This window comes from Nonomuraea purpurea, assembly GCF_042650645.1.
GTDB classification, from domain to species: Bacteria; Actinomycetota; Actinomycetes; order Streptosporangiales; family Streptosporangiaceae; genus Nonomuraea; species Nonomuraea purpurea.
Window position 1 is genome coordinate 115,788 of sequence record NZ_JBHSBI010000027.1, and the last position, 11,660, is coordinate 127,447.

An 11,660-nucleotide genomic window follows, 5' to 3' on the forward strand; every position below is an offset into this window, starting at 1 on the left:
CTAAGCTGCCGACATGACCAACGACCTCCACGGGCGCACCCAGCGGCTGGAACTGTCGGACCAGAATCTCCGCGACTTCGAGGCCGTCGTGCTGGACGCGACGCCTGAGGGCATCGTGCTGAGCCGGTCGGCATTCTATCCAGGTGGGGGCGGCCAGCCGGCGGATCACGGCGTTCTGGTCTGGCAGGGTGTGGAGACGCGCATCGTCGGGGTGCGCAAGGGCGACGATCTCCACCTGATCCCGGCGGAGGGCGACCCGATCCCGCCGGTCGGCACCGTGGTCGAGGCGGCGGTGGCCGACGCGCGGCGCTCGGCGCTCATGCGCACGCACTCGGGCCTGCACGTGCTGTGCGGCGTGGTGTTCAGGGACTACGGCTGTCTGGTCACCGGCGGCAACATGGACGAGCTGAGCGCCAGAATGGACTTCGACCTGCCGGAGCTGCCTGCGGGGTTCAAGCAGGCCGTCGAGGACGCCTGCAACGCCGAGGTCGTCGCCGACCGGCGCATCGACGTCCGGGTGCTGCCGCGCAAGGAGGCGTTCGAGATCCCCGACATCATCCGCACGGCCACCAACCTGGTGCCGCAGAGCGTCCAGGACGTGCGGATCGTCGACATCGTGGGCCTCGACACCCAGGCCGACGGCGGCACTCACGTGGCCTCGACCAAGCAGATCGGCCACATCAGGGTCGGCAAGGTCGAGAGCAAGGGCCGGGGCTTCCGCCGCCTGCGCATCCAGATCATCGACTAGCGCCCTCGACCACCGCGGCCAGCCCGTCGAGCAGCGGGCCGAGCCCGAACTCGAACAGCCGGTCCAGGTCGAGGTCGAAGTCGCCGTCGAACTCGTCCAGGAGCCGGACGAACGCGGGAAAGCGCATGGACTCGGCGAGCCACCGCAGGTGCTCCTCCTGCCCGGCCACCCACTCGTCACTGGTGACCCCGGTGGCCGCGCGGGCCTGACGTTCCAGCTCGATGTTGGCCGCGAGGCCCTGGACGTGGCTGTAGACCAGGATGTGCACGTACATCCTGGTCGTGGCGTCCAGGCCGGTGCCTTCCAGCGCCCGCATGGCCCACTCGGTGTACTTGAGCAGGCCCTGCGAGGGCAGCGGCCTGGTCAGTGAGGAGACGCCGGCCACCCACGGGTGCGCGCGGTAGACCGCCCACTGCACCCGCGCGGACGCCTCCAGCCCGGCCCGCCAGCCCGGCGGCGGCTGCTCCGGCAGTGGGAAGTCGTCGAGCACCGCGTCGACCATCAGCACGAGCAGGTCGTCCTTGCCGCCCACGTGGCGGTAGAGGGACATGGTGGCCACGCCGAGCCGGCCCGCGACGGCGCGCATGGTCACCTCGGCGAGCCCGTCGGCGTCGGCGATGTCGACGGCCGCGCGCACGATGCGCGCGCGGGTCAGATCGTGCTCGGACGGCACGGGCCGCCGCGCCCTGCCGCCCTTGGGTTCGGCCACGATCGTGCCGACGCGCGGCTCGGCGACCACGACGCCCTCTTGGGCCAGCAGGGTCAGCGCCTTGGCGGCGGTGGCCAGGGCGACGCCCCAGTCTCTGGCGAGCTGCCGGGTGGAGGGCACCCGCTCTCCCGGACGCAGCCTGCCGTCGGCGATGCGCTGCTTGATGTCGGCCACGATGCGGGCGCCGGTACTCATCACACTCCTCCTGTACTAGTACAGATCCTCCCAGCATATCCTTGTGAGCTGCTGTATGTACGACGTACATTCAGTTTCGCGTACAACGTCAACAAGGAGGAAACAATGAAGGCGCTCATCTCGGGAGCGAGTGTCGCGGGGCCCGTCCTGGCCTTCTGGCTGCGGCGGCACGGGTATGAGGTGACGCTCGTCGAACGCGCCCCGGCCCCGCGCAAGGGCGGCCAGGCCATCGACCTCAGGGGCGCCGCGATCACCGTGGCCGCGAAGATGGGCCTCCTCGACCAGATCAGGGACATGCGGACGAGGATGCGCGGCATGTCCATGGTCGACCGCGACGGCAACGAGCTCATGCGCGACACCGAGGGCACGATCAGCGGCGGCCGCTTCGACAGCCCGGACGTCGAGATCATGCGCGACGACCTGACCGCGATCCTCATGGCCGCCTCCGACGCCGGCTACCGCTACGGCGACTCGATCGCCGCGCTCACGCCGGACGGGGAGGTGAGGTTCGAGAGCGGCGAGCAGGGCCGCTACGACTACGTGATCGGCGCCGACGGCCTGCACTCCAACGTGCGCGGCCTGGTCTTCGGCCCGGAGTCCGGCTTCCTGCGACACCTCGGCACCTACCTGTCCATCTTCACCGCCGACAACTTCGCGGGCCTGGACCACTGGCAGACGTGGTTCACCGAGGGCGAGGCGGGCGGCGCCCTCTTCAGCGACCGCGACGCCGGCGTCATGCGGGTGAACCTGGGCTTCAGCTCCGCGCCGATCGACTATGACCACCACGACGTCGAGCAGCAGAAGCGCCTCATCGAGCGGCACTGCTCCGAGGTGTACCTGGGGCCCAAACTGATCGAGGCCATGTGGAAGTCCGACGACTTCTACTTCGCCGCGATGGCCCAGGTCAGAATGGAGCGGTGGTCGAAGGGCAGGGTCGCGCTGGTGGGCGACGCGGGCTACTGCCCCTCGCCGCTGTCGGGGCAGGGCACCAGCCTGGCGGTCGTGGGAGCGTACGTGCTGGCCCAGGAGCTCGGCGCGGGCGGGGAAGGGGCGTTCGAGCGGTACGAGCGGCGCATGCGCCCGTTCGTCGCCCAGAACCAGGCGCTGGCCCTGGAGAACCCCGGCCGGGGCGCCGCCCAGGAGAGCGTGCAGAGGGCAGCGAACAGCCTCAGAGTGGACTGAGAGTCACGAACCGATACGATTTTCCGCCATGATGGGTATCAGACTCACGATGGCCGCCCTTGGGGCCACCGCTCTGACGTTGACCTCCGCCCCTGCGATGGCCACGCGGGCCGGGATCACGGACGAGGTGACGATGACCCTCGGCAAGAACGGCACCCTGCACGTGGTCGAGAAGATCAGCGGGTCGTCGGGGGAGCTCAAGCGCACGTTCACCACCAGGACCCGATACGACGACGACAACAACCGCCTCTACCAGATCTCGAACGTCAAGGGTGCCACCCTGGCCGGCGACGTGCTCACCATGAAGGGCGACGGAACCGTCGAGTACGACGTCAAAGGGGCGGTGACGACCTCGGGCGGGGTCGAGGAGCTGCGCTGGTTCGCGGTGAACGGCTGGAACCAGCAGGTCGCCAAGGCCACCGTCAAGGTGGACGGCCCCGGGCAGGTGCAGAACCTGTCGTGCTTCGCCGGGGAGCCGACCTCGGCCGTCGGCTGCACCTCGGCGTCCATGAACCACACGGCCACCCAGGCCGAATTCGAGCAGGACAACCTCGCCTCCGGCCAGGTCCTGACCGTGATCGTCGGTTACCCGAAGGGGTCGAGCGAGGGCGTCCCCATCCTGGACAGGCGCTTCTCCCTGGCCTCGGCCTTCACCCTGAACACCGTCACCGGCGCGGCCCTGGCCGGCCTGCTCGTGCTGCTGCTCGGCGGCGTCGCCCTGCTCTACTGGACCCGGGGCCGCGACAGCCGGGTCGCCGGGCACGAGAAGGGCTCGGTCGATCCCATCCAGAACGGCCATTTCTCCCCGCCCGACGGGGTGCGGCCCGGTCAGATCGGCACCCTCGTGGACGAACAGGCCGACGTGATCGATGTCACCGCCACGATCGTCGACCTGGCGGTCCGCGGCTACCTGCGGATCGACGAGCAGCCGCGGCAGACGTACGACGCGCCCGACTGGATGCTGGTCAAGCTGCCGACCGCGTCTGTCAACACGCTCCTGCCGTACGAGCAGGCCCTGTACGAGGCCGTCTTCGACGGACGTGACGAGGTGCTGTTGTCGCAGTTGTCCGGCGCGTTCGCGACCCACCTGGGCAAGGTCCGCGACGCCCTGTACACCGACGTCGTCAAGCAGGGCTGGTTCGCCCGCCGCCCCGACACCGAGCGCACCACGTGGACGACCGCCGGCGTGGTGCTGATCGGGGCCGGGCTGCTGGCCACGGCGGGGCTGGCCTGGTTCACCACGTACGGGCTGCTGGGGCTGGCCGTGGTCATCGCGGGCGGCGCGCTGGCGGTCGGCGGCCAGTACATGCCGGCCAAGACCGCCAAGGGGTCGGCCGCGCTGGCCCACACGCTGGGCTTTCGCGAGTACCTGTTCTCCGGCGAGCTGGGCCAGGTGCCCGATCAGCACCGGGTGGAGCTGTTCTCCCGCTACCTGCCCTATGCCGTGATCTTCGACGGGGTCGAGCACTGGTCGCGCGTGGTGGCCTCGGTCACCGGCGACGGACGGCAGGTCGACAACCTGTACTGGTACCACGGCCCCGCCGAGTGGGACCTGTCGAAGTTCGCCGGGTCGATGCGCACGTTCACCACCACGACCTCCGGCGCGATCTCCGCCACCCGCCAGTTCCGCAGCCTCTAGCGGATTCTCAGCTCGCCGACGGGCCGGCCGCCGCCGAGTACCGGCGGGACGGCCAGTTCAGCCAGTTCGGGCGCGTCCAGGCCGACCGAGCGCAGGGCGGCCACGGTGACGGGCACGCGGGCCCGCGTGGAGCCGTCCTCGACCTTGACGGTGCCCGCGCGGCCGTCCTCGAAGACGAACGCGTCGAACCCCTCCGCCCCCGCCTTCAGCATCAGCCCCGGCAGGGCGCGCATGAGCGTGGCCTCGGCGCGGTCGGTGCCGGAGGTCCACTCGGGGTGGGCGCGCATGGCGTCGTAGATCCTGCGCTCGCAGGAGTCCTCGGACGAGAGCGGGAACGCCCTGAACGCCTTGGTCACCCCCAGCATCGAGACGAAGAACAGCGGCGCCCCGCAGCCGTCCACACCGGAGGCGGCCACCCGCTCCCCCGTCAGCTCCTCGACCGTCTCGCGGATCGTCCGCTGCAGCGGGTGCGGGGGCTCCAGGTAGGTGGCCAGCGGCCAGTCGTTCAGCACGCAGGTGGCCAGCATCGCGGCGTGCTTGCCCGAGCAGTTCATGAAGACGCGCCCGCGTTCGGTCGCCGACCGGTCGAACGGGTAGTCCTCCGGGCACAGCAGCGCCGATTCCTCCAGCCCCGCGTCCACCAGGATCTTCCTGACGCCGTCCACGTGGAACGATTCACCCGAGTGCGAGGCGCAGGCCAGCGCCAGCAGTTCGTCCTCCAGCCGGAGCCCGGCGCGGAGCATTCCGAGCGCCTGGAGCGGCTTCATCGACGATCGCGGCGACGCGGGGACGTGGACCGCGCCCCTCGTCTCGACCGGCCGCCCTTCCGCGTCCACCGTCAGCATGCGCGCCTGATGCGTGGACTCCACGAACCCGGACCGGACGACTTCCACAATCATCGACATTTCACGCTCCTCTTCCGGGACGAGTCTACGAATGGTCCAGAATGGGGTGCCATGCGAGCGGTTGTGCAGAGGGTGAGCTCGGCGTCGGTCGAGGTCGAAGGGCAGACGGTCGGGGCGATCGACGAGCCGGGGCTGATGGTCCTGGTGGGCGTCACGCATGACGACACGCGGGCGCAGGCGGCCAAGCTCGCCGCCAAGCTGTGGGGCCTGCGGATCCTGCACGGCGAGAAGTCCTGCTCCGACGTGTCGGCCCCGCTCCTGGTGATCAGCCAGTTCACCCTGTACGGCGACGCGCGCAAGGGACGGCGGCCCACCTGGCAGGCGGCGGCCCCAGGGCCGGTCGCCGAGCCGCTGGTGCGGGCCGTCGTCGAAGAGCTTCAGGCGCTCGGGGCACGGGTGGAGAGCGGGGTGTTCGGGGCCGACATGAAGGTGTCCCTCGTCAACGACGGCCCCATCACCCTGGTCCTCGACCTCTGAACGCGCCGGTTCAGCGGATGCGGCGGCGCAGTGACGGGTCGATGGCCACGTTGCGGCCCGCGTCGGGCGGCACGACGACCTCCTGGGTCGCCGCCACACCCCCGGCCAGCAGCGTCGCGTCCACCGGCACCGTGCGCTTGACCACGGCCAGCGCGATCGGGCCGAGCTCGTGGTGGCGGGCGGCCGAGCCGACCACACCGATCTCCTGGCTCTCGAAGATCACCGGATCACCGTGCACGGGCAGCGTGTCGACGCTCCCGTCGAGGTGCAGGAACACCAGGCGACGCGGCGGATGCCCCAGGTTGTGCACCCGGGCCACGGTCTCCTGCCCCCGGTAGCAGCCCTTGCTCAGGTGGACGGCCGACCCGATCCAGGCGATCTCGTGGGGGATCGTCTTGTGGTCGGTCTCGAACCCCATCCGCGCCCGGTGCGCCTCGATCCGCAGCGCCTCGTACGCCCACAGCCCGGCCAGCGGCTTGCCCAGGTGGTCGGCCAGCTCGGCCCGCGGCACCAGGAAGTCTTCCGCGGCCGTGGACAGCACGGCCAGGTCATCGGCCCGCGACACCTCGACCCGCAGCATGAACCGCATGCGGTCGAGATAGTCGATCAGGCTCTGCGCGGTGCCCGGCTCCACGTGGGCCAGCACGCTCTGACCGTCGTCGACCAGCGTCAGGTGGTGCTGGACGCGGCCTTGGAGATCGAGGTCGAGCGTCTGCGTCCATTCGCCCGGTTTCAGCGTGTCGAGCTTCTGCGAGGTCAGGTCGTTGAGCCATTTCAGCCGGTCGGCGCCGGAGACGCGGACCACCTCGCGGTTGCTGCGGTCGACGACCGCCTCGCCCTTGGCCAGCGCGCGCTGCTCGGCGAACAGATCGCCGTAGTGCGCGGCTACATCAGAGTCCGGCTCGTCGGCGGCGACGGCGCCGGGAAGGTCGAGCAGAGGGCTACGCATGCCCTCCAGGTTATCGGCAGTCGCGGCAACGGCCGAAAACGGTCAGGTGATGGACGTCCGCGATGAACCCCAGCTCCTTGTCGAGCCCGTTGACCAGCCCCTCGGCCAGCTCGGGGCGTACCTCGATCACCTGGTCGCACCCCCTGCACACCAGGTGCACATGATCGGCCTCCGCGGCCAGGTGGTAGGTCGGCGCGCCGTGCCCGAGGTGGGTGTGGGTGACCAGGCCCAGCTCCTCCAGCAACTCCAGCGTGCGGTAGACGGTCGAGATGTTCACGCCACGAGCGGTTTCACGAACTTTGCCGCAGATCTCCTCAGGGGTGGCGTGCTCCAGATCCTTGACCGCTTCGAGAACGAGCTGGCGCTGGGGAGTGACCCGGTAGCCCTTAGCGCGAAGTTCCTCGTGCCACTGCGTCTCGGTCATGTCCTGAGTGTAAGGCGCGTGCCTCACAACGTGCGGCGGACCACAGGATCGCTCGGTGATATTCACTTGCCCCGCTCACCGGCCAGCGCATAGCTTCTTGGGTACGCGGAAAGGAGGTGGTCCGAATAATGGTTAGTCATAATCGGGCTAGCGAGGTGGTTGTCCGCTAACGATGCGGACTGTTGTCTCGTGTCGTTCGTGCGAATTCGAGGCAACCACCGGGGCCCCTGGCAGCCGGAGGGCGGGAGCTGAATCCTGTCCTTGGTCCATCCGGCCCGCCTGCTCGGCAGGCGGAGTGTCGCCTGGGGCCCTCTTTGTTTTCCCGCCGGTTCTTTCAGTGCTCGCCGCGCGGCGTGAGGCCGAGCTTGCCGCAGGCGTCGCGGTAGAGCCGCACCACGGCCTTGCGCACCTGGGCGCGTTCGGTGATCGTCTCGCCCCAGGGCACCCGCACCCGCTCCCCGCCGTCGAGCGTGAACTCGATCGCCTCGGCGTCGACGTCGCTCGTCACGGCCGAGACGGCCTCGGGGCGCCCGCCGAGGGCCCGCACGATGATCAGGGCGTCGCCGGAGTGATCGTCGTTCATGTGACGCTTGATCGCCTCGACGGCGTCAGCGGTGAAAGGCGTGCTCATATCGGCTCAAGCTACCTTCTTCAGCTCCGCCGACATGTGGTCCGTGAGCGGGTGGCCGAGGGCCGCCATCTCGTAGGCCCACATGAGGTTGCCGTTGACCAGGCCGTAGAGCCGGTGGCCCGCGGTGTACTCCTTGGCCGAGGCGGTGCGGGCCACGACGTCCGTACGCAGATCGATCTTGTGGAAGACGACCTCGCCGATGTAGATCTCGACGATTCCGGTCGGGTGCGTCAGCAACACCTCAAGCTGCCGGTTCGGCTGCGGGCGCCAGAAGCCGGTCTCGGTGGCCAGCGGCTTGACCCGGTTGCCCTCCTGGTCGAGCAGCCAGGTGCGGCTCACGTAGGACAGGAACGGCTTGCCGTTGTGCCCGAACTCGATCTCCTGCCCGAAGTTGAAGCTCTCGATCGTCGGATAACCGCCGACACCGGCGCCTTCCCACCGGCCGAGCAGGAACGCGATGGGCTCCAGATCGGGGTGCACCTCTGGTTCTTCCATGTTCCCCAAGCCTAGTGGTCCCGGCCGGCCGCACGGTCGGCGGTGGGCGCTAGGGTGACGGTCATGGCACGATCACTGGTGATCAAGGTGACCGCAGGGGCCGACGCCCCCGAGCGCTGCAACCAGGCGTTCACTGTCGCGACGGCGGCGCTCGCGAGCGGCGTCTCGGTATCTCTGTGGCTCACCGGGGAGGCGTCGTGGTTCGCGCTGCCTGAGCGGGCCAAGGAGTTCAACCTGCCGCACGCCGCGCCGCTGGCCGACCTGCTCGACGCGGTGCTGGCCGGCGGTCGGGTGACACTGTGCACGCAGTGCGCCGCCCGCAGGAACATCACCGTCGACGATCTCATCGAGGGCATCCGTATCGCGGGCGCTCCGGCGTTCGTGGAGGAGGTCGTCGGTCAGGACGTCCAAGCCCTGGTCTACTGAGCCGGCGCCGCGGGCTCGGCGGTCGGCAGGGTTTCGCCGGTTTCCAGCAGGGTCTTGAGGTTGGAGATCAGCGCCGGCCAGCCGCCGCTGATGCCGTCGCGGATGGCGCTGCCCGCCTCGAAACCTCCGTGCACGATGGTCAGCTTGACCATCTCCCCCAGGGGCTCGATCTCGAAGGTGACCCTGGACCTGGGCTCCGCGGCCATCTGGGCGAGGGCTTCGTCGCCGAAACCCACCGACCTGCCGAACTCCGGCGTGAACGTGTGCCAGGTGTAGGCCAGCCGCTTGTGGGGTTCTGATTCGAGCACGACCTGCTCGGGGTCGGCGATCGTGACGCCGAACTGCTTCCAGGTCACCGTTGAACCCACCTTCCAGTCCGACTCGAGCTCCACGCCCCAGTAGCGGGTGGTGAAGGCGGGCTCGGTCAGCGCCTGCCAGAGCTTTTCCGCGGTGGTCCTGATGTAGGTCGTGTAAACGAAGTCGTCGGCCATGTCGTGGCCCTCCAATGCCGTCTTGAGGTCGGCCAGCGCGCCGGCTCGCTGCCGGTCGTACTGGTTGATCCAGCGTTCGGCGATGGCGTTGATCGGCACGGCGTTGAGGTAGTGCAGCTTCTCCCTGCCCCGCCACACCGTGGTCACCAGGTTGGCCGCCTCCAGCACCGCCAGGTGCTTGCTGACCGACTGCCTGGCCATGTCCAGCCCGGCGCACAGCTCGCGCAGGGTCTGCCCGTTGCGGGCATTCAGGCTGTCCAGCAGCCTGCGGCGACTGGGGTCGGCCAGCGCCTTGAACACCTCGTCCATCTCCGCCATCCCGACATGCAGCCGTTTGGCTGCATGTCTGCACAATAGGCAGCCTTACGGCTGCATGTCAATTCGGGGAAACGCTGAAGGGCCGCCCGCGAATCCGCGGACGGCCCTTCTGACAGAAGATCAGCTCGGCAGGACGGCAGTCAGACGCTCCTGGCGTAGCGCCTCGTACCGGGAGTCGTCGAGCGCCGCCAGCGGCCCCACCCGCCACGACAGCAGCATGTCGGCCAGCGCCGGGTTGCGGGCCAGCGCGGGCCCGTGCAGATAGGTGCCGACGATGTGACCGGCGTAGCAGCCCTCGTACCCGTCGCCGTTGCCCACGCCGACGATCGTCCTGGACAGCGGCTTGACGCCGGGCCCCAGGCGGGTGACGCCCATGTGGTTCTCGAAGCCGGTCAGCATGGGCAGGTCGAGCGCCGCGTCCACCTCGGCGGCCAGCTCGCCGACGGCGCGCGCCGGGCCTCGGGAGCTGGAGATGTCGAGCAGGCCGACGCCGTCGACCGGCTGGCCCTCCTCACCGCCGAACGTGCTGCCCATGATCTGGTAGCCGGCGCACACGGCCAGCATGGACGCACCGGCGGCGATGGCGCGCTGGAGGCCGTTGTCTCTGCGCAGGCGCTTGGCGGCCAGGATCTGGGGGCGGTCCTCGCCCCCGCCGATCAGGTAGACGTCGCCCGACTCCGGCACCGGGTCGGCCGAGCCTACGTGGATCGTCTCCGTCTCGATGCCCCTGCGCTGCGCCCGCTGCTCCAGGACGAGCACATTGCCCTGGTCTCCGTAGGTGCTCAACAGGTCGGGGTAGATCCAGACGATGCGAAGGGCGCTGTCAGACGGCACGACCGAACTCCGATCGGATCTGCTGGAAGGCGGTGTAGTTGGCGATCACGTCGACCCGGCCGGGCGGCTGCATGGCCAGGGCCTCGGTGAACGTGCCGCAGAGCAGGAACGACACGTCGGCCGCATCGAGCCGGAGCGCCAGGTCCAGGCGGCGTTCGCCGGTCACGAAGACGGGACGGCCGCGCAGGATGCGGTAGTCGACGTCCCAGAGCCACGAGGTGTCGCGCCCGTCGGGGCCCTGCGCGTTGACCGACAGGATGATCGGCAACTGCGGATCGGCGACGTCGAACGCCTCCAGCCAGCCCGCCGGGTTCTTCGACAGCAGCAGCCGCGCGTGCCGCCCGTCGCGCTCGACGGTGGTGTAGCGGCCCGCCACCGAGGTGACCTCGCGCAGCCGGGGCAGCGCGCGCTCCACCGGCAACCCGAACGCATCGGCCACCGCCAGCGCCATCACCGCGTTGGAGCGGTTGGCCTGGCCGGGGAGCTGGATGTCGAGCATCCAGCGCTGCCCGCGCGGATCGACCGCCACCTCGTCGTCGAGCGCCCACTGCGGCTCGGGCCGGTGGAAGGTGCACTCCCTGCACGCCCAGAACGTGTCCTTGCGGTCGAGCGGGCCGCCGCACTCGGGGCAGCACCAGGAGTCTTCCTTCCAGCGCTGCCCGCCGGAGACCCAGGTGACCTTGGCGGCCGTGGAGGCGCCCCAGGTGACAAGGGGGTCGTCGCAGTTGGCGATGACGTGGGTGGGCCGGCCCGACAGCGCCCTGCGCCACTTCTGCGCCAGCTGCCAGATCTCGCCGGCGCGGTCCATCTGGTCGCGGCTGAGGTTCATCAGGCAGACGACGCCCGCGCCGGTCGTGTCGAGCACCTCCGGCAGGTATTTCTCGTCGACCTCCAGCACGCCGATCGGGGCGCCCTTGTGCTGGGACAGCGCCGAGACGTGGCCGGCGGGCATGTTGGCGCCGAACGCGTTGGTGGCCACCTCGCCCAGCTCCAGCAGCGCCGAGGTGATCAGCCTGGTCGTGGTGGTCTTGCCGTTGGTGGCGCTGACCAGGGCCAGTTTGCGATCGTGGGCCAGCTTGCGCAGGAGGTCGGGCTCGAGCAGCAGGCCCACTCGCCCGCCGATCACCGAGCCGTCTCCGCGCCCGGTCATCCTGGACAGCGTGGCGGCACTGCGGCCCAGGGCGCTGGCGAGCTGCGCCCGCAGTGGAAGCTGGGTCATGCCAGGATCCTAGTCGGC

The 11,660-nt window shown here is 69.7% G+C and carries 14 protein-coding genes; 5 read left to right on the forward strand and 9 right to left on the reverse strand.

Annotated features, from left to right (window positions below; translation table 11 throughout):
* Positions 1 to 13: 13 nt before the first annotated feature.
* On the forward strand, positions 14 to 748 hold the full coding sequence (locus ACFOY2_RS39825) for an alanyl-tRNA editing protein (RefSeq protein WP_379533291.1): 735 nt from the start codon (positions 14 to 16) through the stop codon (positions 746 to 748).
* On the opposite strand, the gene ACFOY2_RS39830 is transcribed toward ACFOY2_RS39825, so the two are convergent.
* On the reverse strand, positions 738 to 1,652 hold the full coding sequence (locus ACFOY2_RS39830) for a TetR/AcrR family transcriptional regulator C-terminal domain-containing protein (protein WP_379533292.1): 915 nt from the start codon (positions 1,650 to 1,652) through the stop codon (positions 738 to 740). The two genes, ACFOY2_RS39825 and ACFOY2_RS39830, sit on opposite strands and share 11 nt — an antisense overlap.
* Positions 1,653 to 1,757: 105 nt before the next feature.
* Between ACFOY2_RS39830 and ACFOY2_RS39835 the strand changes: the two genes are divergently transcribed.
* Both ACFOY2_RS39835 and ACFOY2_RS39840 read left to right on the forward strand, forming a co-directional pair.
* Complete coding sequence (locus ACFOY2_RS39835) at positions 1,758 to 2,834, forward strand: FAD-dependent monooxygenase (protein WP_379533293.1); 1,077 nt, start codon at positions 1,758 to 1,760, stop codon at positions 2,832 to 2,834.
* 28 nt (positions 2,835 to 2,862) lie between these two features.
* On the forward strand, positions 2,863 to 4,473 hold the full coding sequence (locus ACFOY2_RS39840; RefSeq protein WP_379533294.1) for a DUF2207 domain-containing protein: 1,611 nt from the start codon (positions 2,863 to 2,865) through the stop codon (positions 4,471 to 4,473).
* Here ACFOY2_RS39840 and ACFOY2_RS39845 read toward each other — a convergent pair.
* Positions 4,470 to 5,378 (reverse strand): asparaginase, encoded by a 909-nt coding sequence (locus tag ACFOY2_RS39845; RefSeq protein WP_379533295.1) that lies wholly within the window; start codon positions 5,376 to 5,378, stop codon positions 4,470 to 4,472. The two genes, ACFOY2_RS39840 and ACFOY2_RS39845, sit on opposite strands and share 4 nt — an antisense overlap.
* 51 nt (positions 5,379 to 5,429) lie before the next feature.
* Between ACFOY2_RS39845 and dtd the strand changes: the two genes are divergently transcribed.
* Positions 5,430 to 5,855, forward strand: coding sequence for a D-aminoacyl-tRNA deacylase (gene dtd / locus ACFOY2_RS39850; protein ID WP_379533296.1), 426 nt, complete (start codon positions 5,430 to 5,432; stop codon positions 5,853 to 5,855).
* A gap of 10 nt (positions 5,856 to 5,865) precedes the next feature.
* On the opposite strand, the gene ygfZ is transcribed toward dtd, so the two are convergent.
* The 4 genes from ygfZ to ACFOY2_RS39870 form a co-directional block, all read right to left on the reverse strand.
* Positions 5,866 to 6,804 (reverse strand): CAF17-like 4Fe-4S cluster assembly/insertion protein YgfZ, encoded by a 939-nt coding sequence (gene ygfZ, locus ACFOY2_RS39855; RefSeq protein WP_379533297.1) that lies wholly within the window; start codon positions 6,802 to 6,804, stop codon positions 5,866 to 5,868.
* Between the two features lie 10 nt (positions 6,805 to 6,814).
* Positions 6,815 to 7,228, reverse strand: a complete 414-nt coding sequence (locus ACFOY2_RS39860; RefSeq protein WP_357825214.1) for a Fur family transcriptional regulator — start codon at positions 7,226 to 7,228, stop codon at positions 6,815 to 6,817.
* 334 nt (positions 7,229 to 7,562) lie between these two features.
* A complete protein-coding gene (locus ACFOY2_RS39865; RefSeq protein ID WP_379533298.1) occupies positions 7,563 to 7,859 on the reverse strand; it encodes a DUF2470 domain-containing protein in 297 nt (98 codons plus the stop codon).
* Positions 7,860 to 7,865: 6 nt separating this feature from the next.
* The gene (locus ACFOY2_RS39870) at positions 7,866 to 8,354 is read right to left on the reverse strand and encodes an FABP family protein (protein ID WP_379533299.1); all 489 of its coding nucleotides are present in this window, start codon (positions 8,352 to 8,354) and stop codon (positions 7,866 to 7,868) included.
* 63 nt (positions 8,355 to 8,417) lie between these two features.
* Between ACFOY2_RS39870 and ACFOY2_RS39875 the strand changes: the two genes are divergently transcribed.
* On the forward strand, positions 8,418 to 8,780 hold the full coding sequence (locus tag ACFOY2_RS39875) for a DsrE family protein (RefSeq protein WP_357825222.1): 363 nt from the start codon (positions 8,418 to 8,420) through the stop codon (positions 8,778 to 8,780).
* Here the strand turns inward: ACFOY2_RS39875 and ACFOY2_RS39880 are convergent.
* The 3 genes from ACFOY2_RS39880 to ACFOY2_RS39890 all read right to left on the reverse strand — a co-directional run bounded on the left by ACFOY2_RS39880 (position 8,774) and on the right by ACFOY2_RS39890 (position 11,642).
* Positions 8,774 to 9,589, reverse strand: coding sequence for an ArsR/SmtB family transcription factor (locus tag ACFOY2_RS39880; protein WP_379533300.1), 816 nt, complete (start codon positions 9,587 to 9,589; stop codon positions 8,774 to 8,776). The genes ACFOY2_RS39875 and ACFOY2_RS39880 overlap by 7 nt on opposite strands.
* A 120-nt stretch (positions 9,590 to 9,709) precedes the next feature.
* Positions 9,710 to 10,423: a type 1 glutamine amidotransferase gene (locus ACFOY2_RS39885; protein WP_379533301.1), complete on the reverse strand. Its 714-nt coding sequence runs from the start codon at positions 10,421 to 10,423 to the stop codon at positions 9,710 to 9,712.
* Positions 10,413 to 11,642 (reverse strand): MurT ligase domain-containing protein, encoded by a 1,230-nt coding sequence (locus ACFOY2_RS39890; RefSeq protein ID WP_379533302.1) that lies wholly within the window; start codon positions 11,640 to 11,642, stop codon positions 10,413 to 10,415. Before ACFOY2_RS39890 ends, ACFOY2_RS39885 begins: the two co-directional genes overlap by 11 nt.
* Positions 11,643 to 11,660: the final 18 nt, after the last annotated feature.

Excerpts from the sequence above, each read along its gene's own strand:
- ACFOY2_RS39845 (WP_379533295.1), bottom strand. The coding sequence starts at position 5,378 with ATGTCGATGATTGTGGAAGTCGTCCGGTCCGGGTTCGTGGAGTCCACG.
- ACFOY2_RS39870 (WP_379533299.1), bottom strand. The coding sequence starts at position 8,354 with ATGGAAGAACCAGAGGTGCACCCCGATCTGGAGCCCATCGCGTTCCTG.
- ACFOY2_RS39890 (WP_379533302.1), bottom strand. The coding sequence starts at position 11,642 with ATGACCCAGCTTCCACTGCGGGCGCAGCTCGCCAGCGCCCTGGGCCGC.
- ACFOY2_RS39875 (WP_357825222.1), top strand. The coding sequence starts at position 8,418 with ATGGCACGATCACTGGTGATCAAGGTGACCGCAGGGGCCGACGCCCCC.
- ACFOY2_RS39830 (WP_379533292.1), bottom strand. The coding sequence starts at position 1,652 with ATGAGTACCGGCGCCCGCATCGTGGCCGACATCAAGCAGCGCATCGCC.
- ygfZ (WP_379533297.1), bottom strand. The coding sequence starts at position 6,804 with ATGCGTAGCCCTCTGCTCGACCTTCCCGGCGCCGTCGCCGCCGACGAG.
- ACFOY2_RS39865 (WP_379533298.1), bottom strand. The coding sequence starts at position 7,859 with ATGAGCACGCCTTTCACCGCTGACGCCGTCGAGGCGATCAAGCGTCAC.
- ACFOY2_RS39840 (WP_379533294.1), top strand. The coding sequence starts at position 2,863 with ATGATGGGTATCAGACTCACGATGGCCGCCCTTGGGGCCACCGCTCTG.
- ACFOY2_RS39825 (WP_379533291.1), top strand. The coding sequence starts at position 14 with ATGACCAACGACCTCCACGGGCGCACCCAGCGGCTGGAACTGTCGGAC.
- ACFOY2_RS39835 (WP_379533293.1), top strand. The coding sequence starts at position 1,758 with ATGAAGGCGCTCATCTCGGGAGCGAGTGTCGCGGGGCCCGTCCTGGCC.
- dtd (WP_379533296.1), top strand. The coding sequence starts at position 5,430 with ATGCGAGCGGTTGTGCAGAGGGTGAGCTCGGCGTCGGTCGAGGTCGAA.
- ACFOY2_RS39880 (WP_379533300.1), bottom strand. The coding sequence starts at position 9,589 with ATGGCGGAGATGGACGAGGTGTTCAAGGCGCTGGCCGACCCCAGTCGC.
- ACFOY2_RS39860 (WP_357825214.1), bottom strand. The coding sequence starts at position 7,228 with ATGACCGAGACGCAGTGGCACGAGGAACTTCGCGCTAAGGGCTACCGG.